Origin of the sequence: Cetobacterium sp., assembly GCF_051658645.1 — a bacterium.
Classification (GTDB): Bacteria; Fusobacteriota; Fusobacteriia; order Fusobacteriales; family Fusobacteriaceae; genus Cetobacterium_A.
This window is the reverse complement of the sequence record NZ_JBOFMZ010000022.1, coordinates 26,081-49,056: the sequence shown is the minus strand read 5'-3', so window position 1 is coordinate 49,056 and position 22,976 is coordinate 26,081. Positions and strand designations below refer to the sequence as shown.

Annotated in this window: 5 protein-coding genes; 4 read left to right on the top strand and 1 reads right to left on the bottom strand. The window is 31.1% G+C overall.

The annotated features are described in order from the left end of the window. Window positions 1-20 precede the first annotated feature (20 nt). Window positions 21-15,869: a hypothetical protein gene (locus ACRCZX_RS01240; protein ID WP_438581125.1), complete on the top strand. Its 15,849-nt coding sequence runs from the start codon at window positions 21-23 to the stop codon at window positions 15,867-15,869. Further along, window positions 15,870-19,586 (top strand): hypothetical protein, encoded by a 3,717-nt coding sequence (locus ACRCZX_RS01235; protein WP_438581124.1) that lies wholly within the window; start codon window positions 15,870-15,872, stop codon window positions 19,584-19,586. It begins immediately after the preceding gene. Between the two features lie 54 nt (window positions 19,587-19,640). On the opposite strand, the gene ACRCZX_RS01230 is transcribed toward ACRCZX_RS01235, so the two are convergent. Next, window positions 19,641-19,790, bottom strand: a complete 150-nt coding sequence (locus ACRCZX_RS01230) for a hypothetical protein (protein WP_438581123.1) — start codon at window positions 19,788-19,790, stop codon at window positions 19,641-19,643. 143 nt (window positions 19,791-19,933) lie between these two features. On the opposite strand from ACRCZX_RS01230, the gene ACRCZX_RS01225 reads away from it, so the two are divergent. Both ACRCZX_RS01225 and ACRCZX_RS01220 read left to right on the top strand, forming a co-directional pair. Then, window positions 19,934-21,073, top strand: coding sequence for a YibE/F family protein (locus tag ACRCZX_RS01225; protein WP_438581122.1), 1,140 nt, complete (start codon window positions 19,934-19,936; stop codon window positions 21,071-21,073). After that, entirely contained in the window at window positions 21,060-22,925 is a 1,866-nt protein-coding gene (locus ACRCZX_RS01220) for a bifunctional metallophosphatase/5'-nucleotidase (RefSeq protein WP_438581121.1), read from the top strand. The genes ACRCZX_RS01225 and ACRCZX_RS01220 overlap by 14 nt, the downstream gene beginning before the upstream one ends. Window positions 22,926-22,976: the final 51 nt, after the last annotated feature.

The window sequence follows — 22,976 nt, the reverse complement described above, 5'->3', positions numbered from 1 at the left end:
AATAATAATAAGGAGGAAACATGGGGAAGAAATTATTATTTAATCGCTATATTGCATTCATAGTATTTTTGTTGAATTCAATATTAGTACTTACAGCTCCAATAGTTACAATTCAAAAAGTTAATACAGCAGGAATAGTTCAACCAGAAGCATACGATACTGGAGAAACAATAAGATTTAAGGTACGGATTGACAACCCAGGGCCAGGAGCATTAACCAATTTAAAAATAGAAGCGCCGCTTAGTGAAGTAACATCATCTTTAGATGGTGGAGGATCTGGAGCGGCTTTTTCTAATCTAGTAAACCAAATATCAGGAAGTAGTGTTGGAGCAAATCCAAGTACAGTTCCTTTAAATGGGGATTTTTCTATAAATGGAGTTGATATTCCAGCAGGTGGATTTGTAGAGTACTTTGTAAGAGGTACTGTGAACAATTTAGTAAATGGTTCGCTAACACCAGTTGTTAGCCTAAAAGAAACAAACAACACCGAAATAGCTACAGGAAATATTACTTTAAAAAGAGTTACATATAAGTATACAATTGGAAAAACATCACCAACAACTTATTATGAAAAAGATGGAGTTGTTACATATAAAATAGAAATAACAAACACAGATCTAACTACTACAATAAAAGATTTTAAAGTAGAGGATATTTTACCATCTGATTTAACAGGAGGTACTATCACTGCAACAAGTACAGTTGGAAGTACAGTTGGAAGTTTTTCTCCATCTGGAAACTTAATAGCAACAGGAATAGAGATTAAACCTTTAGGTAAAGTAGAATATACAATAACAGCAAATGTAAAACCAGGAGTAAGCACTCCAATAGTAAATAAAGCTATTGCTACAGTAAGAGGGCAGTCAGAAGAATCATTACCTCTAACTTTAAATTTAGCAACTTATGATTATTCAATTCAAAAAACAGCGACAACAACTAACTATACACCAGGTCAAGATTTAATATACAAAATCAAAATTCAAAATAATTCAAATACTATCGGAATTACAAATATGAGTGTAAACGATATTATGTCAACGATAACAGCAAGCTCAGCAGATGGATCGGTAAAATCTGTTTTTGCACCTGGAACAATATCGACAGTAGCTACTAGCACTGGTAGTAGTAATTCTGGAACATTCTCACCAACAGGAAATTTAACGGCGACAAATGTTAGTATTTCTACAGGATCTTTTGTAGAGTATACAATAACTGGAAGAGTAAATAGTGATATAGTAGGACCAATTGCAAATACAGCATCTGCAACTGATAGAAATTCAATCGTAAAAACATCTACAACGACAACAACATCAGTAGCTCCAGTAATGAATTTGAAAAAGAGTCAAAATCCAACAAGTTATAGACCTGGAGCAATAATCACTTACACAGTAGAGGTTGATAACACTGGAAGTGGAATAGCTTCAAACTATTTAGTTGAAGATTTATTAGCAAGTATAACAGGAAATATAGCAAATAATTCAGTAACTTCAGCAACGGATGTAGCATCATCAACTCTATTAAAGAGTTGGACTGTAAATGCAGTTTTAGCACCAGGGTCAACAAAATCCCTATCTCTTATAGTAGCTAATGGTGGAACTACATCGAATACAAACTTGTTAGATATAGTTACAGTTTTCCCAGGGGAAAAAATAATTTATACAATAACTACAATTGCAAAAGATACAGCTATTAGCAATATAGCGAATACAGCAAATTTAAAAAAAGATGGCATTTTACAAAAAACAGATACAGTTACAACAACATCCGTAGCATTAGCTAATAACGGCAGCGCTATAATAACAAAAGTTCCATCACAGATAGAGTATAAGCCTGGAGATACAGTAGCTTATACTTTAACAGTGACTAATCCAAATAATAATTTTATGAACAATTTAACAATAACTGATTTAATAAATTCAATAAAAGCAACACAAATAGATGGAACATTAGGACTAGCTTTTGAAAGTTGGGATTTATCTGTTTTAAGTACTTCTGGAACAGGAACATCTCCTGGAACAGGAACTATAACAAATAATACAGGAAATTTAATATTAAATGTAGATATTGGACCAAATGGAAGTATTGTTTATGAAATAAAAGCAAAAACAAAACTTACAACAGTTGGTTTAATAGTAGATGACAAAGCACTACCAGGAGATAATGTATTAGAAACAGGACCTGGAGTAAAAATGTCAACTCCAATTTTAGAAGTAGCAAAAAATGTTAATACTACAGAGTATGTTCCAGGAGGAACACTAACTTACACAATAGATGTTGATAACCCAGGAGATGGATATGCAACAAATGTAATGGTAGTAGATAAATTGAGTTTAGTAACAGCTCAACTTATAGATGGTTCAACAGGACCAGCATTTGCATCATGGACTATAACATCAAAAATATATGATATATCTACTGGGTCACCAGTTTTAGTAACAAGCTCTTCAGATCCAACAAGTGCAGGAACATATTCGCCAACAGTGGATTTAAATGTGAATAATGCAATATTAGGTCCGAATAGAAGAATAACATATACAGTAACAACAGTTTTAAATCCAAAAGCAAAAGGAAGTATAAAAAACTTAGCTACAGTAAATGGAGCAGTTTATTCTGACAAAGGAACAATAACAAAAGTGTCAAAAATAAATATTGCTAAAAGTACTCCAACAGCACTTTATTCAGCTCGAGATACTACAACAATACAATATGAAGTTTTAGTTAGTAATGCAGCAACAGCAGGAACAGCTTTAGGAATAAAAGTAGAAGATGAAATTTCAGCAGCAACTGCAACTCTTTTAAGCACAGGAGCACTAACAAATGCTTTTACTAGTTGGACAATATCAGCTCCTATTTTAGTTGGAAGTGAAACAAAATCAACTTTAACAGCAGGAAGTAGCAATATAAATTTAGTGGATACTGTAGATATATCTCCAGGTGGATCTGTAAAATATATAATCAATGCAACGTTAAAAACATCATCACAGAATGCTGTTTTATATGGACCAATAACTAATACAGCATCAGCGGATAGTTTAACAGCTTCAGCTACAACATCACCAAAATTACCAAATTTAAATACATCTAAAACAGCAACAACAGGAACATTTATTCCTGGAAACACTGTATCGTTTGAAGTTGTTGTATCAAACAATGGAGAGGGATATGCAAATGACGCTACAATTAAAGATATTCTAAATTCAACATATTTTGAAAATATCTCAATAAATGGAACGGTTTCGGGAGTAGGAACTAGCACAGGAATAACTAATCCTTTAAATGGCAACTTAAATGCAACTATAGATATAGCACCAGGTGGATTTGTAAAATACACAATAGTTGCAAGAGTAAAAGCAGGTTATACAGGAGATACAGTTTCAAATACTGTAGAAGTAAAAGATACTCAAAATAATTTAATAACAAGTACATCAGCAACAATAACAAAAGATGGAGGAGCAGGAAATCTTCTTGATTTTGTAAAAAGAAGTGATAGAACTGTATTTGAACCATCTGGAACAATAACATACTTTATAGACGTTATAAACAGATTGGGTTCAGCAAAGACGGTTACAGTAAAAGATGATTTAAGTAGTATATTAGCAACTTATGCAAATAATTTAGCACTTGATAATGTAACAGATATGCCTAATCAACCAGCATTTGATACTTGGAATATTTTTAGAGATTTTAATAATTCAAATCCAAGTATACCGTTTGGAAGTCCAAAAACAAATTTAAATGACGTAGTTATAATCCCAGCAAACTCAAAGGTAACATATAAAATTGTTGCAACAGTAAATCCAAGAGTTGTGACACCTCAGCTAACTAACGTTGCTAACGTGTTAGAAGGAAGTAATATAATAGGAACAGGTTCTGTTCAACACAATATAGTTCCACCAGGTGGAGGAATAACTAGAGAAGTAAATAAAGCAACATATATTCCAGGAGTGGATGTAATTAAATATACAATTACAGCAAATTCAACAGGACCTGGATATCAGAATAATGTTTCAATAAGTGAGTTAGTAAAAGATTTAACAGTACCACTTATAGATGGAACTGTAGGAAACCCATTCGATGGAGTATTTACAGTTAAGAAGATAGTAACAAATGAAACAGATGGAACAGAAACAGTGTTTACGGTAGGACCAACAGATAATGAAAATTTAATTGGACTAGTAGACATTAAACCAGGAGAAAAAGTTCAGTACGTAATAGAAGGTATAGTTAGAAAAGATGCAATTGGAACTATTGATAATGGTGGCTTAGTAACAGTACCTTTCAGATGGAACCTACAAAATACAAAAAGTGTATTGCCAAGTAAATATGAACCAGGAGGGTTTGTTACATATACAATTACACTTAGAAACAATAGTAACGGAAATGCTCAAAATATCCAGGTGAGTGATGATTTTACTGCGATTACGGTAGTAGATTCAACAGGAGCAGTTGTACCAGCACTGTCAGATATAACTGTTGATTTAGTAAACAGTACTGCAACAGGATTTAAAGCAGATTTAGGAAATCCAGTTATAGCTGCAGGTAAATTAACTGCAATTCCGGATATACCAACAGGTGGAGTCATAGTTTATAAAATTAAAGCAAAAGTAAATGATAAAGCTGTAGGATTTATAACAAATACAGCAATTGTTGATGGCGATGCAGTTTCAAATCAAGTAGGACCATCAATAGAAAAACCAGAAATAAAAAAAGAAGTCCTTAAATTCTATAAACCAGATGGAACAACTGTTATAACTAACAGATATATGCCTGCTGGATTTATAGAGTATAAAATTACTCTAAAAAATACAGGAAAAGGAATTTTAAATAATGGTATTTTCCTTGATGAAATAGGGTCTATTATGACAAATTATGCAACTACAGGAGTTTCAGGACCAGCATTTGATAGCTGGACAGTAACAAGAGTTAGTGCAACTGGAGCTTCAACAATTCCAGATATAAATAATACTATTCCTCTAGGAACAGTTATCAACAATGATCTTTCAAAGCCTAAAATACAAGCGGTGCTAGATTTGCATCCAGGTGGAGAGATTGTTTATTTAATTAAAGCTAAAATAAATGAAAATGCAGTTGGAAATATAACTAATACTGCAAGTTTAAATGGTTTAAAATCATCAGTAACTTCAAGTATGCAAAATCCTTTAATTACTCATACAAAATCTGTATTTGAAGCTGATGGAACAACACCTAAAACTACTTTTCTACCAGGAGAAACAATAGTTTATAAAATGAAAGTAGAAAATAAAGGAACAAGTGTAGGAACAAGTGCTTCAAAGAACTATAAAGATATAATAGCTAATATAGTTGGAGAGATCGCAGAAACTACAGGTTCAGTTATAATTCCAACAGCACCAGTATTTGAAAGCTATACAGCAACATTTAACACTTCAGGTGGAAATGTAACGAAGGTTGGGGTGTTTAATCAAACAATTGATTTAGTAGGAAGCGTAACAATTGCACCAGAAGGATTTGTTGAATTTGTGGTAACAGGTAAATTAAGAGATGACCTAATAGGTAAATTTACCAATACTTCAACTTATGATAATACAAACAATAAATCAGTTGATTTAAATCCAGTACCTCCAATAATTACAGCAAAGAAAACTCTAACAAAACTTGGTGGAGTACCATTTGTAACAGGAGCAACATATAATCCAGGAGATGCTGTAGAGTATGTTGTAGTAATTGAAAATACAGGTGGCAGTTTCTTCAATAACTTAAGAGTTGGAGATAATTTAGATGCAATAGTAACTAGTTTAACAGGTGATGCTACTGGAAAAGGACTAGAAAATATAGTTATATCAGCTCCAGTAGTGACAAATTCATCAAAGCCAGTATTAACAGATATAAAACCTATAGCTGGAAATAGTCCTACAAATTTACAAGTTGAAATAGATTTTGCACCAGGAGATATAATAACTTATACAATTAGCGGAAATATAGTAAAATCAGCAATTGGAGTTATACCAGCAAATATAGCAGTTGTAAATGGTAAGAACTATCCATCAGACTTAATAAATCCAAAATTACCAGAAATAGTTTCTAAAAAAGAGCTAATAGCTCCAGCAAATAGAATCTACGGACCAAACGAGGTTGTAGAGTATAAGCTAACAATAGAAAACACTGGACTTGGATTTGGTAATGATATTAAAATAAGTGATAAAATAAGTGATATTAAAACTACTCTTTTAAATGGTAGTTTAGGACAAGCTTTTGTAAACTGGACAATTACAAGTGTTATAACTCATACAAAACCTGAATTTAATGGGCAAACGATTTTACAAAACGCTTTAGTAGATAACAATAACATAGATACAGAAGTAGATATTGCTCCATCAGGTAAAGTAGAGATAACGATTCGAGCAACAACATCTAGTTTAGCAGCAGGTGAAATAATAAATATTGCAAAAATAAATAATATTGATAAACCGAGTGATCCAATTAACCCTAGAGCAGCAATTGTTGAATTTAATAAAGTTCCATTAATTACTGGAAATACAACATACACTCCAGGTGGAGACATTGGATTCAGATTAGTTTTAAGCAACAAAAGTACAGATGCAATAGCAAAAGATATAAATTTAAGTGACTTAGTAAGTGAAATTAAAGTTGAATCTTCAGCTGGAGCATTAGTACGAGCTTTCGAGCCAGGATGGACTTATGAAATTGTAAGTGTTAGTGGAGATGCTACTAGATTTACAACTTCTGGAATTACAAATGGAGGGGATATAACTGCAGGAAAAGTTACATTAGGACCAGAAGAAGTTGTTGTTGTCAGAATAAGAGGAAAGGCAAACAACACTGCAGTTGGGGACATTGTAAATACAGGAAATGCTTCTTACAACGGAATAGACTTAGGACCTAAAACAGTAACATTAACACCAACTCCTGGAGTTGCAGATTTAAGCAAGGTTGTAAATAAAGAATTATACACACCAGGTGGAAAATTAATATACACAATCGTTGTAAAAAATACTGGAACAGGTTATTTAAATAATGTTTCGATAGTAGACGATTTAAAATTAATTACAACTGATTTAGCGACAGGAGGAGTTGGAAGTGCAATAGATAGCTTTAATGTTGTAACGCTATCAAAAACAAATCCAGCTACAGTAATAACTAGAGACACTACATATATAAACGGATTTAAAGGAACTGGAGATATCTATCCAGGGGATACTGTTACTGTAGTAATAGAAGCAACATTAAATCCTTTAACAACAGGTAAAATTACAAATATAGCTCAAATTTTCGATTCAAATGGAAAAGAAATTCCAGAAGATAAATTAAATAATACAACAACTGTAAATCCTTTACCAGCAGTTGTACAGATATTAAAAACAGTAGATAAAGCGACGTATATTTCAGGTGATACTCTAACATATAAAATTATTGTTGGAAACACTGGAACAGGTTGGGCAAACGGAATAAAAGTTCTAGATAATGTAGCTGGAATTTTAACAGACACTGCTACTGAAACAGGAGTTGCAGCATTTGAATCATGGATAGTAAGTGGTACACCATCAGCAGGAAGTGCAAAAGTAATATTAGACGGTGTAGAATTAACAGCACCAAAAGTTTTAGCACCGAATGTCAACTTGGATGCAAAAGTGTCACTAGCTCCACTTTCTGGAATAGAGTTTACTATAGTTGCTAAGTTAAAACCTAATACAACAACGGATATAAAGAATAAGGCAAGTTATAAATATGACCCACTTAATCCTGAAAATCCAACAATAGAAAAGCCTAGTAATCAGGTTGTAACAAACCCAAAAGCAACAGAGTTAACAATAACTAAATTACAAAATAATTTAAGAGAAGGATCAGGCTTTACAGCTAATCCAGTTCAGTATTGGCTTGAAGATACAATTCTGTATCAAATAGTAGTTCAGAATGGTGAAAATGCAACAGCAGCACCATTCGAAATAATTGACAATATAAAAGATATTCTAGTAGGTGGAAGTGGAGGAACTAACATCTCTGCATACTCAGAATGGGCAATAGATAGTATTGTCTATTCTGGCGGAACAGCAGCACCAATTAGTTCAGCACCAGCTTCGCTTGTTATACCGAGTACAGAAAATGTTAAAGTTGTAACAAGTTTAAACGCTAGAGAAAGTGTAACGATTACAATTGGAGCTAAAATAACTGCAGGGGATATGACTAATAAAAACTTCCCACAATCGGTTATAAAAAACACAGCTTCAATAATCGTAGGAGGAGTAGAAGAAAAATCAAATGAAGTAATCTTTACGCCTTACCCACCAGTATTAGAAAGAACAAAAGTTATAACTAGTATTGGAGGACTAGCTTATAAGCCTGGAATGACTTATTCTCCAGGAGATAAAATTGTTTATACAATTGGAATAAGAAATATAGGAAATGGAGTTGCAGATAACGTTACAGTAAAAGATGATGTCAATTCTGTAGTTACAGAGTTAGCAGGTGGAACATCAGGACCAGCATTCACATCTTGGGTGGTAGAACTAGATAAATCACCAGCAGCAAAAGTAGACCGTACATATCCATTATCAAGTCCAGCAATAATAGATGATATAGTGGATTTAGGACCTGATAAATATGTAAACTTTATAGTAACAGCTATTGTTAGAGATAATGCAATTGGAACAATTTCTCCAAATATAGCTGTAATAAATGGAGAAGATAAGGTGACACCACCAATCCCTCCAAAAGTAGGAACAGCTCCAAGTTTAACTAAAAAAATATTGGAGGAAGAAAACAGATTAGACGAATCTACATACAGCGCAGGAAATACAATTGTTTATGAAGTTGTAGTTTCTAATGAGAATGAAAAAATATGGCTTAACGATGTAAACGTAATAGATTTAATAAGTGATGTAAAAGCTGGAAATTTAGCAGGAGATTTAGTTACAGCATTTAAATCAAACTGGAAAATAGAAATGTCAAATCTAAAACCAGAGACTATATTTAGTGGAACTTATCCAAAGATAAATTCAAATCTAAATGAAACAATGGATTTAGCTCCAGGAGATAAGGTTACATTTAAAATTACTGCAGTTGTAAATGATAACATTGTAGGTGAAATTAAGAATATAGCAACTGGAACTTACAAGAAAGATAAAACAGAAACTCCTATATTAGGACCAGTAAGTGTTAAATCAAATCCAAAGTTAGGATTAGCAAAAATAACAAAATCACCATTTGAAGAGTTCTATTCTCAGAATGGAAATATAGGATTTGATATCACAATAGAAAACGTATCAACAGAGTTAATAAATAACTTAAAGTTAACAGATTTAATAAGTGAAATAAAAGCTTTAAAAATAGCTGATGGAACTGAAACAGCAGCATTTAAAACTGGATGGACAATAACTTATCAAGTGATAGGAGATACTGTAAATACAAATGCAACAGCGATACCTACAACAGGAGATATAAATGCTGTAAACCTTGATATTGGAAAATCAACAAAAATTAACATCCAAATCAGAGGAACAGCAGCGGATGGAATTTATGGAGATGTAACTAATACTGCAAGCTATGTTTATCCAGATAAAAATTCTGATAAAGAGGTAATAGCTACAGTAAAACCAAAAGATCCAGTTTTAACATTAGTAAAAAATGTAAATACAGAAATTTATGGTCCAAAAGATGAGATTATTTATACTTTAGAATTACAAAATATAGGAACAGGAGCAGCAATTGGAGTTCAATTAGAAGATGCTATTGGAGCGTTAGAAACAACTTTAGCAGGATTGCCAGCACCTGGAACAGGATTAGCTTTTGTATCATGGACAAGAGAGTTAACATTGATACCACCAACATCATCTCTGACATCAGAAGTAATAACTGGTGATACATATAAAGCTACTTTAAATATATCTCCTGGAGATAAAGTAATAATTACTTTAAAGGGAGTTTTAGACGAAAGAGCTACTGGAAAAATAGATAACATAGCAGATGTAACTTATAAAAATGGTAAAAATGAAGAGTTAAAATTAACGGATAACGCTGAAACAATTGGAAAATCAGCTCAGTTATTCTTAAGAAAAACGATAGACAAAAACGTATATGAAGATGGAGACACTTTAACATATACAGTTTTACTTCAAAATGCAGGATTAGGATGGGGTAACAACATCGTAGTTTTAGATGAAATTTCTAAAATAGAAGATGCTTTAATAGGACCAGCATTTCAATCTTGGGAAATTGAAATTACAAAATCATCTACATTATCTTCAGTTGTAACGAATCCAGAAACAAGCGATCCAGCAACACCGAACGATAAAGATTTAAATGTGCTTGTAGACATAGCACCACAAAGTCAAGTTGGATTTATAATAAAAGCTAAATTAAAGCCAAATGTAAGTTCTAGAATAATAAATACTGTAAGCAGCCCAGGTGGACCAAATTCACCAGAGCCAGTAATTGCAGATCCAATTGAAGGAAGTATAACTATACTGAAAAGTGTAGAAGAGTCTAAGTACATTCCTGGAGAAAAGTTAAATTATATAATAGAAGTTACAAATGGTGCAAAAATACTTGCAAAAGATGTTGTAATAAAAGATGCTTTAAACAATATCAAAGTTTTAACAAATAAAGGAGTTTTAATATCTCCATTTAGTTCTTGGAAAATAGTGAGTATAACACCAAGTTCTGCAGTAACACCAGTGACAGTACCATCTTTAACAATTCCAGAAATAGGAGTTGCAGGAAGTACTGATATAGAGATAAAAACTAATTTAAAAGCAAATGAAAGGATTGCAATAAAAGTAGAAGCAACTGTATCTTTAGGAAATGAAACTGATGGAGTTCCAGTTGGTATTTTAGAAAATAAAGCTACAGCCAGCTTCAAAGAAAAAGAAGTGTTTGATACAGTTCAAAATACACCAGGGGATCCACTAACTGAAGTAAGTAAAGTTATTAAAACTTTAGCAGGAAAACCATTTGAAGGTCAAAAGTACAACTCTGGAGATGAACTTGTATATGAAATAACAATTCAAAATATTGGAGCGGGAATGGATAAAGATGTAAGCATAAAAGATGCTATATCTACTATGACTACAGAGTTAGCAGGAGGATTGACAGGACCAGCATTTGAAAGTTGGTCTACAACTATTACTAAAGTAAAATCTACAACATTAATTGAACCATCAACTGTTGATGATAATAATGACATTAACTTAGTGGCAGATATAGATAGAGGAGATAAAGTAGTAATAACTGTTACAGCTGTAATAAATTCAAAAGCAGTAGGAATTATTCCTAAAAACGTTGTAACAGCGGGAGCGATTGAAAAAGAAACTCCTGAAGTAGAACCTCAAAAAGGTTCTTTAGAATTTACAAAAGAAATTATAAAAGGAGCAGAATATACTCAAGGTGGAACTATAGAGTATAAACTAAAAATTACAAACCCTAATAAAACTTTTGTAAATGATGTTAGCTTTATAGATAGAATTTCAGAAATTAAAGCGATAGCATTAAATCAAAATGAAGTATTAGCATTTAAGTCTTGGACAATCATTAGAACTGATAATGGAACAGGAACGACATATACTCAAAATCCAAGTTTATCAAATGTAGATATAGATGATAAAATAGATATATCGCCAAATGATGTTTTAATATATACGGTAACAGCAGTTGTAGAAGAAAATATTGTTGGAGATATTGTAAATACAGGATATGTAAAATATGTTGGACCAGAAGGAGCAGAAAGTTTAGAAAGAGAGGTTGTTTCTAAAAATACACCAGGAAAACTAACGATAGTAAAAGAACCAATCTTAGAAACGTATTTACCAAATGGAGAGATTGGATTTACAATAGTAGTAACTAATACTTCAACTAGTAGTGTGGTAAATAATGTTAGGATTAAAGATTCAATCAGTACAATATTAGCTCAAAAAGTTGGTGGAGGAGAAGTACTAGCCTTCCAAGCTGGATGGACAGTATCTGCAGTATTAACTGGAGATTTAGTAAATTCTAACATAACAGCTTTAGAAACAATTGATGAGCAAGATATTGACGCACTAATAGATTTAGGGAAAAACACAAAAGTAACAATCACAATAAAAGGAAAGGCAGCAAACAATATCTATGGAGATATAATCAATAAAACTTCATTTGAATATCCTGAAGGAGTAACACCAGAAGATAAAGGTGGAGAGGATGATGCAGTTATTAAGAATACTCCATCAACTCCAGAATTAACAAAAGTTGTAAATAAAGGAACATACAACTCTGGAGAAACTTTAGAATATACAATAAAAATAAAAAATCCAGGAAAATCTATAATACCAAGCTTCATATTAACTGATGAAATTGGAAAAGTTATAGGAGAGATTTCTGGAGAAAATACATCAACAGGATTAGCATTTGAATCATGGGAGAGATTATCAATAGTAGTGCCAGAAACGTCATCTTTATTATCAGAAGGTGTTAAAAACTCTACTGAAGGAGACACTTACACGGCAACATTAGATTTAGCTCCAGGAGACGAAATTATAGTAACGTTAACAGCTAGAACTAAGAATAATGTTTTTGGAGAACTTAAAAACGTTGCGGTTGGTAAGTATAAAGAAGTTGGACCAGATGGACCAATAGATAAAGAAATAAATAGTGAAGCAATATCAACTGGAAAAATAGGTGCTTTAAAACTAGAAAAAACAGTTAAAACAAAAACACAACTAACAACACCAGCAGGTAAAACAGTTAACGTATATTCTCCAGGAGAAGTTGTAGAATATACGTTCCTTGTAACTAATGATGGAGAAGGTTGGGTTAGAAATGCTAAATTAGAAGATATCTTTACCGATGTAAATGTAAAACTATATCCATCTGGAATAGAAGGACCAGCATTTGTGAGTGGAACGTTACAAGATGTTAGTTTTGAGTCAACACCAAGTCTAACACAGAACTCGGTTAAGATAATTCCGAATCCTTCAAATCTAATAGCAGATATAGATATTGAAAATGGAACTTCTATTAAATTTACTGTAAAAATAAAAGTTTCAAATGATGCAGTTTCATTTATACAAAACACTGCAAAATTAACTGTAAAAGTTGGAGAGAAAGATGAAGTTATAGAAGATAAAGCTATAATATTTGCTCAAATTCCAAAAGCAACTTTAAAGAAAACAGTTAATGTAAAAGAATTTGAACTTTCACAAAAAATGATATATACAGTTGTTTTAGAAAATACAGGTGAAAACAATCTAGTTGGAGTAGAAGGTAGAGATATCATCGAAGAGATTAGAGCTATGAATAGCTTAGGTGAAATGGTTTATCCATTTGAACCAGAAGTAGCTATAACTAGAGTAATTGATCCTCTAGATTCTGTGAGAGTAACAACAGTTACTGGAGAGGATGGAAACGTGTTTGATAATTTAGACATGAGACCAAAATCAAAAATAACTTATACAATTGAATTAAAACTAAAAAATAATATAGTAGGAAATATCACGAACATTGCTAGAGCTAGAATTTTAAATCAAGATGGTGATGGTGATGAAAGTAAAGAGCAAAACTTAGAAAGTGAAGTTAGCTCAAGTCCAACTAAGCCAACAATAACTATAGAAAAATCAGTAGTTACATCAATTGAAGGTGATGATGGAATTATAAATGGAGAAGAAGTGACTTATACAGTTAAAATTAAAACTGATAAAACAGTGTTTAATGTTAAGATGATTGATGAAGTTAAAAATTTAAAAACTTCAGTAGGAGAAACAATATTCTTACCAGAATCAATCAAATTAATATCGGTTCAAGAAGCAGGAGTAGCTATAGATTATACGGGAGATATTAATGGAACTATTTCTGAAATTGAAATCCCGACAATAAATACAGAAGCAGTTATAACAGTTAAAGCTACGGTTAAAAAAGATGTGCCATTAAAAGCAGGAGAAAAAATTAAAAATATAGCAAGTGCTAATTTTGATCAAACAAAAGATGGAACTCTAGATTTAGAAAATGACATAAAAGCTGAGGTTGATGTAAATGCAACAGCACCAGATTTAGAAATTACAAAAGTTGCTAAACAAGAGGAAATTTTACTTGGAGAAGAAGTAGAATATACAATAAAAGTTAAAAATAAAAGTACAACATCAACAGCAACTCTTGGAACATTTACAATAATTGATGAAATATCAGAGATGACTGAAACATCAAATAATGGAACAAAAATTCCAGCATATACTAGCTGGACTGTAACAGGAACAACAGGAGATGCTTCAAAAATTGGAACGTTACCAGAAGTTAATAATAATATAAATATATCTGATGCAGAGATAGCTCCAGGAGATACATTAACTTATACTATCAAAGCTAAAACTTCATTAGACTTAAATACAAAAGAAATTAGAAACTTAGCTAAAATAACGTCAAATGGAATACCAGAAAAAACAGCAACAGCTAAAATTAAAGTTAAAAAACCTTTAGTGTCAATAGACAAAGAAGCTGGAGTGAGAGAAACCTCTGTAGGTAAATTTGTACCATACAGCTTAGTTATTACAAACAATGAAAATCAACCAATTAGAAATCTTTATGTAAGAGATACTCCACCAGCTGGATTTAAGCTAGTAGACGGATCTTTACAAATAGTTAAAAATGGTGAAAAAGTAGGAACGATAGCTACAACTTACGAAGGAAATACTATTAAAATTGGACCGTTCAATTTAGATGCTAAAGAACAAATTGAAGCTGTTTATTTAACAAAAGTATCTATCGGAGTTGTAAGAGGAGTTTATAAAAATGTGGCATTAGTTACAAACTCTTCTGGAACAGCGGTATCAAATACAGATAGTGCAGAAGTAGATGTAGTTGAAGATCCATTGTTTGAAACAACAACTGTAATTGGAAAAGTATTCCATGACAGAGATGGAGATGGAACTCAAGATGACAATAGAGCAACAGGATTATCAATAACTCAAAATATCCCAGAAAGCTCATACGTACCTAACAGTACATATTACGTAATTGATGGAGTTAGAAAAGCTTTACCAGATAAGAGTGTACCGTTGGAAAGAGGAGTTAAATTAAAAGAAGTTTTACATGGTAGAATGAGTGAAAGAGAAATCTTAGATAAGAGTAAAGTTGAAATCTTTACAGGATTAACTGATATCTCTAATTTAGGCGATATTAGAGTTAAGACAGTAGAAGGTACAGACATAACTTTAACAAAAGACAATAGAGTTATAACTGAGCACACAGGATTAAAAGCAAAAGGAATGGTATCACAAAACATAGTTATTAAAAGAGACATTCTAAAAAGAAGCACAAATAAAAATCCTGATAATAAAGTAAAATATTATCAAAAAATAACTATAATAAATACAGGATTAATAGAAGAGGGAATTCCTGGAGTAAGAGTTGCAAACGTAGAAGGTTTAGTAATAATTACAGACCAATACGGAAGATTCAACATACCAGAAGTTTCTGACAACAAAGGTAAAAACTATATCTTAAAAGTGGATACAGCGACATTACCTACTGGAAGTATATTTACAACAGAAAATCCTAAAGTTCAAAGATTAGGAACAACTATGATTAAATATAACTTTGGAGTAGTTTTACCAAGAACCACTTATGAAACACGAGAAGATGGAACAAGATTATTAAGAGTAAGAGTTTTCCCTGGAATAATATTCTATGATAATTCAACAGAAATAAAACCTGTTGTTTACAAAAATTTATTCGATGAAATTATGGGTAAATTAAAATCTAAAGACCACTTGTTAGTAGAGTTAAATAAGAGTGGAGACAAAGAGTTAGATGAAAAAAGAAGAGAAACTCTAATGAAAGCATTAAGACAATATTTAGATGATGAAAAAGTAAAAGTTCAATTTACTCAAAATAAAAAGGAGGCGATATAGATGAGTAATCACTTACAAAAAAAGTGGAGTTTACGTTTGATTTTATTAGGATTAATAGTAACAGCAGCAAATGCTCAAGTAGTAGAACCTCCAAACTCTTATGATGAGTATGAAGTAGTAGAAACAATATCAACTCAGAGTTTAAAAATTGAAAATTGGAGTGATTCAGAAGAAAATGTAAGGGGAGTTGAGTTCCAGAATCTGGAACTCAACTCAAACCTTCAATCAGCAGATCACTTACCAGAAACTGAAAATTTAGTATATAAAGGCAGAGCTTTTTTAGAAAATAGAAGAGGAGTTATATACAGTATAGTAGATCCTGTTGCAGTAGATCCTAGATTGAATATTTTAACAGATTCTTATGTTTTAGTTGATGGAGTTGGAAATATTAAAGAATCTGTAACTTTCTATGCATATACAAACTATGAAAAAATGATTAAAAACTATGAACTTTTAATATATAAAGAAGGCGACGTATTAAAAAGAAATCCAATTGTAACTATAAAAGGTGATACACTAGATTTTAATACTCCTATAGTATGGGATGGTACTGTTTCTAAATCACATGATTTAAAAGATGTAGATAAATTATATTATGTTTTTAGAGTTTATGATGCTAACGGAACTTATGATGAAACAGATTTGAAAACGTTAAATTTAAATGATATAGATATGAAAAACTTTAAAAAAGGTAATGATTCAACAAAAGATAAAGTTTATGGAACAAATGATTTAGCTTTACAAAATATACCTATTGTAGGATCTAAAATTAGATTCTATGGTAGAGATATAGATCCTAAAACAATTGTAAAAATAGATGGTCAAAATATTGATCTAGATTCTACAGGAGATTTTATTTATGAAACTCTTTCAGACGCACCTTTAAAAGTTTATAACTTTGAAATAGAGAAAGATGGAAAGCATAAACATTATCCTATAGAAGTAGAAACAATTAAAGACTATGAATATTTAGTTGCACTAGCGGATTTTACTCTTGGAAAAAATAATATATCTGGAAGTGATTCAATTTTACAAAATGATTCAAACTTTAAAGCAAGCTATTATGATACAGGAAGACTTGCTTTTTACTATAAAGGTGTAAAGGATAAGTATAAAATAACAGCACAAGCTGATACATGGGAAAATGAAATAAAAAATATATTTAATGATTTTCATGAAAGAGATAGAAATGCTATTTTTAGAAAATTAGATAGACAGTATTTACCATTTGATTATGGAGATGAATCAGAACGTTATTATGATGTAGAAACTGAAGGAAAAGCGTATTTAAGAGTTGACTGGGATAAATCACAAGTTTTATGGGGTAATTACGAAACAGGTTTAGATGCAGGATTCTTTAATAATTATAGTCGTAGCTTGTATGGAGCAAGAGGTGAATATAATAGTTTAGATGTGAATCCTTTTGGAGAATCAAAACATCATCTAGAAATTTTTGCAGCTAATCCAGATACGAGTTATAAAAGAGATGCTTTTTTAGGAACAGGCGGAAGTATATATGCACTAAGTGAAAGAGATATAGTTGTTGGAAGTGCTAAATTAACATTAGAAATAAAGGATAAAAAAACAGGTAGAATTTTAGATAGAGTAGCATTAACAGAAGGATCAGATTATACAATTAATGAATTGTCAGGAAGAGTTATACTTTCAGATCCTTTAAGTCAAAGCTATTTTACAGAAAAAGTTACAAATATAGTAAAGAGCTCTCCTTCTGGAGAAAAAAGTGTTTATTTAATAGCAGACTATGAATTTTATTCTTCTGCAGATAATATTTCAAATTTAACTGCAGGTGGAAGAGGAAAAACTTGGATAACCGATAATGTCCGTGTTGGTGGAACTTATGTAAAAGAGGATAGAAAAGGAACATTAACAGATTATGAGTTAAAAAGTGCTGACTTAACTTTAAAAAAATCAAATGGAACTTATATAAAAGGAGAATATTCTGAAACAGAGGGAAATCAATTAACTAAAAATTCAAATTGGTTTTCATATAATGGTGGTTATGATTTTGTGCAACAACCAATTATAGTAGAAAATGGAAAAGGAACAGCTTATTATATAGAAGGAAGTTTTGCACCAAGTGATTATAGTAATAAGTTTAATTTAGATGATAATCTATTGTTCTGGTATTCTAAAAAAGATAAAAATTTCTCAACAGCTTCAGAAGCTAGTGGGTTAGAAAAAGAAGAAATTGGAATAAGAGGAGAACATAAAGTAGATGAAAAAACTTTAGTATTCTTAGAAGCTACAAAATATAAAGAAAGTGATTTTGATGATCTTGGAAAAAACGAAGGTTTTCAAGAGCAAAGAGCAGTTTCTTTAGGAGTAAATAGAGAAATAACAGAAAAGCTAGATATTGGATTTGAAGCTGAATATGTTAGAGATAAAGAGGATGAATCATCATTAATAACACTTAATAATGACGATTTAGATTCTGGAGAAGCTGTACTTTTAGGAACAAAAATTGGATATAAATTTAATGAAGAGTTAGATGGATATCTGAAATTGCAATCTTCAGCTTGGAGAGATAAAGGTTATTCAGCAAATAATTTAGTAACTGTTGGAGGTAAGTACACTCCTACAGAAAAATTAGAACTTGGAGGTGCCTTTAGTACTGGAAACAGAGGATCAGCAGCAGAGTTAACTGCAGGATATAAGTATAGTCCTGATTATGAAATTTATGCAGGATACACATTTGAAAATGAAGAAGATACAACTAGAGATTTAACTATAGGTCAAAGATTCCTATATAGTGACAGAGTAACTCTTTTTCAAGAAAATAGTATTATGAAAAATTATTCTGAAAAAGGATTGTTACAAGGTTATGGAGTTGATTACGAATTTGAAAAAAATATTTTCTTAGGAGTTATGTATGAGCGTGGAGATGTTGATATTGAAGATGGTAAAGTAACTAGAAATAATGTAAGTACGAGTTTAAGATATGAAGATGAAACTTTGTATTCAAAGCATAGATTAGAGTATGGAAGAGATTCAGGAGCTAGATCATCTTCTAGTTGGGGATTTATTAACAATGCAAAGTGGAAACCAACAGCTGAGTATACTCTGTTTGGTGAAGTTAACTATGTTTCAATAGATGGAGATAGTTATACTTTAAAAAGAGATAACAATGAATATTTATCTAGAACTTTTGATGGAGATGATAAATTCTATGAGCTAGGTTTAGGATTTGGTTATAGACCAGTATTTAATGATAGATTAAATTTAATTTCAAGATGGAACTATATCTATGATACAAGTGGTTCAGGAACAGTTGGAGATTCAACTGACTTTAACTTTAAAGCCCATCTATATACAGTAGAAGCTATTTATGACTGGACTCAAAGATTGACAGTAGCTGGAAAATACGCAATAAGACAAGATAAGGTTAGATTAGTTTCAGGTGGTGACTGGTATAGTAATACAATTAATATGTATTCAATGAGAGCGACTTATGAAATTATCTACAAATGGGATATTTTTGCAGAGTATCATATTTTAGAAAGTAGAAAAACAGATGAAGTTAAACACGGAGCTCAAGTTGGAGTTTATAGAGATATAAATGAAAATATGCAAGTTGGAGTAGGTTATAACTTTAGTAAATTTGATGATAATTTAAAAGATTTACGTTATAAAAATGGTGGAAAAGATTTAGATTATGAAACTCAAGGTTGGTTTATAAATATAATAGGAAAGTTCTAGTAAAAAAAACTCCATATTAGAAATATGGAGTTTTTTTTATAAAATCAAAAAAAATTAACCTTTTTGGATGTTTAAATTAATATTTTTAAAAGATTGAATTACAATTGAATTCATATCTGTATTTTCTAATCCGAGAATAAGTAAATCTAATAATTCGTCAACGGTTTTACCTTTTAGTAATTCTTTTATGTTGTTTTGTGACATTTTTAACACCTCACTAAAAAAGTTTTTGTATCTACTATAATCATACAAAAATTTTATAAAATAGTCAAACAAAAAGAGATTTTTTTTTAAAAAAATGTTATAATTTTGAATATAAATAACTTTTAATAGGACAAGAGGTCAGAATGAAGAAAATATTGTTGCCAATAATGGTGGTTATCTCAATACTTGTGATGGCTATATATTCACCAAAGTTAAGTCAAAATTTAAAAGGTAAAGTTAAATTTCCACAAGAATTTGTAGAAGGTAAAATTATTAAGGTCATAAAAGAAGATTTGATGAAAGATCCTATTGTAAAAGGCAAGTTTAGAGGAAGTCAAACATTAGAAGTAGAGATTTTAGAGGGCAAATATAGTGGTGAAAAATTTATAGTTTACAATTCGTTGGGAACTTTGCATAATGTTTATGCAGATGTGAATTTAAAAGCGATATTTACCGTACGAGAAGAAAATAAAACTCCAACAGTTTGGTTATATAATTTAAAACGAGATAGATCAATATATTTTTTAGGAGCTATTTTTATATGCGCAGTAGTTTTGTTGGGTAAAATGAAAGGAGTTAAATCTCTTTTAGCACTAGCATTTACTGGTTCTGTAATTATTTACATATTGATTCCACTTTTGTTTAAAGGTTGCGATCCAATTTCGACGAGTATATTTTTATCGTCAGTAATAATTGTGATAAGTTTTTTACTTATAGGTGGTTATGATAGAAAAACATATTCTGCAATAATAGGTACAATATGTGGAATAACAATAGCAGGATTAATTTCTTATTGTTTTGGTAAAATAATGAGATTAAGTGGTTTAAATTTATCAGAAGGTCAGCAATTACTCTATATAACAAGAGATTTTAGAATAAAAATCGAGGGATTACTTTTTGTTTCGATACTGATAGCATCTTTAGGAGCAGTAATGGATGTTGCAATGTCAATTTCATCAGCTGTGAATGAGATTCATCAACACAAAAGTAGCTTAACTTCAAAAGAGTTATTTAATTCAGTTATGGTAATTGGAAAAGATATAACAGGAACTATGATTAATACTTTAATTTTAGCTTTTGCAGGGGGATCACTTCCTTTGATGATGATGATATGGGGTTATGGAATGGTTTATCAACAATTTATAAACATACCAGCAATAGCAATTGAAGTAGTTAATGCATTAGCTGGAAGCATCGGAATAATAGCGACTGTACCTATAACAGCAGCAGTATCAATATTATTAATTAAAATAAACGGGGAGGAAAACGGTGAAAACGACTAAATTTTTTGTTTTAGGAGCTTTGTTATCAATCACTTTAGTTGGTTGTGGTCAAAAAGATTCAGAGCCTAAAACAGCAACAAACACAGAGGTTAAAGAGTTTTCAGAAAACAAACTTAATCTTGAAAAAAAAATTGTAACAAAAGGTAAAGCTGGAAGCGAAGAGGTAACTTTATCATTTGCAGCAACTTCAGATGTTCATGGAAGAATTTATCCTTATGAGTATGGAATAGATTCAGAGGATGCGAGTGCAGGATTTGCAAAAACTTACACGATAGTGAAAGCTTTAAGAGAAAAAAATCCAAATTTAATTTTAATGGATGTTGGAGATACTGTACAAGATAATAGTGTAGAGTTATTTAATAACTTAGAAACACATCCAATGGTAGAAGCTATGAATACTATGAATTATGATGCTTGGATTTTAGGAAATCATGAATTTAATTTTGAGAAGGATTTTTTATTAAGAAATATTAAAAACTTTAAAGGTTCTGTAATATCAACAAATATAGAAAATGAAGATGACGGTTCTAAATTTGTACTTCCTTATCAAATATTTGAAATTGAAGGAGTAAAAGTAGCTTTAGTTGGAGGAATACCTCCTCATATACCAATGTGGGAAGCATCAGCTCCAGAACATTTTAAAGGTTTGACATTCGAAGATCCAATGATATCTGTAAAAGAAACTTTAGAAGAGATAGACGGTAAATATGATGTACTTGTTGGAGCTTTTCATTTAGGAAGAAAAGATGAGTATGGAAAAACTGGAGTATTTGATTTAGCTGCAGCTTATCCTCAATTTGATTTGATATTTGCAGGACATGAGCATGCAAGATATGTAACTGATATAGAAGGAACAACTGTTTTAGAACCAGGTGCTTATGGATGGGGAGTTTCAAACGGTGAAATTAAAGTTCTTAAAAAAGATGGTAAATGGATAGTTAAAGATATAGTTGCCAAAAATATTGAAACTAAAGATATAGATGCAGCTCCAGAAATTTTAGAGCAATTTAAAAATGTTCATGATACTTCAAGAGAGGATGCAAACAAAGTTGTTGGAAAAGTTAATGCTAAATTTATTCAAAATCCAGATTATATAACAGGAGATGATAAAGTTACAACTATGCCAACATCTCAAATTGAAGACAATGCTATTATTGAACTTATAAATGAAGTTCAAACTTATTATGCAAAATCAGATGTTTCAGCAGCAGCGGTATTTAATTTTGATTCTAATTTAAATGCTGGTGATTTTAAAAAGAAAGACGTTGCATTTATTTACAAGTATACAAATACATTGATGGGTGTAAATATGACTGGTGAGAATCTTTTAAAATATATGGAATGGTCTATGGCTTATTACAATGAAACAAAGCCAGGAGATGTAACTATATCATTCAATCCAAAAGTAAGAGGATATAACTATGATATGTTTGATGGTGTAAATTACAAAGTAGACATTTCAAAAAGAGCTGGAGAGAGAATAGTTGATGCTACTATAAAAGGTGAAGCTATTGACCCTAAGAAAAGTTATAAAGTAGCAATAAATAACTATAGATTCGGAACTCTTATGCACCTAGGACTTGCAACACCAGAAGACAAATATTATGATTCTTATGAAACTTTACAAGATGCAGGAAGAATTAGAGATTTAATTGTGAAATATGTATCGGAAAATTTAAAAGGAGAGTTAAATCCTAAAATTGATAATAACTGGTCAATAGTAGGGTTTGATGAAAATGTTCCTGGAAAAGATAAAATAATTGAGAAAATTAAGACTGGAGAGATAAAAATTCCTATGTCTGAGGATGGAAGAACTTTAAATGTTCAATCAGTGAATATAAATACATTATAGTACAGGTAAAAAGAGGAGAGTACTCCTCTTTTTTATTTACTTTTTTTAAAA

What these genes read in the sequence shown, in the direction of transcription:
- ACRCZX_RS01225 (WP_438581122.1), top strand. Translation starts at nt 19,934, where the DNA reads ATGAAGAAAATATTGTTGCCAATAATGGTGGTTATCTCAATACTTGTG.
- ACRCZX_RS01235 (WP_438581124.1), top strand. Translation starts at nt 15,870, where the DNA reads ATGAGTAATCACTTACAAAAAAAGTGGAGTTTACGTTTGATTTTATTA.
- ACRCZX_RS01230 (WP_438581123.1), bottom strand. Translation starts at nt 19,790, where the DNA reads ATGTCACAAAACAACATAAAAGAATTACTAAAAGGTAAAACCGTTGAC.
- ACRCZX_RS01240 (WP_438581125.1), top strand. Translation starts at nt 21, where the DNA reads ATGGGGAAGAAATTATTATTTAATCGCTATATTGCATTCATAGTATTT.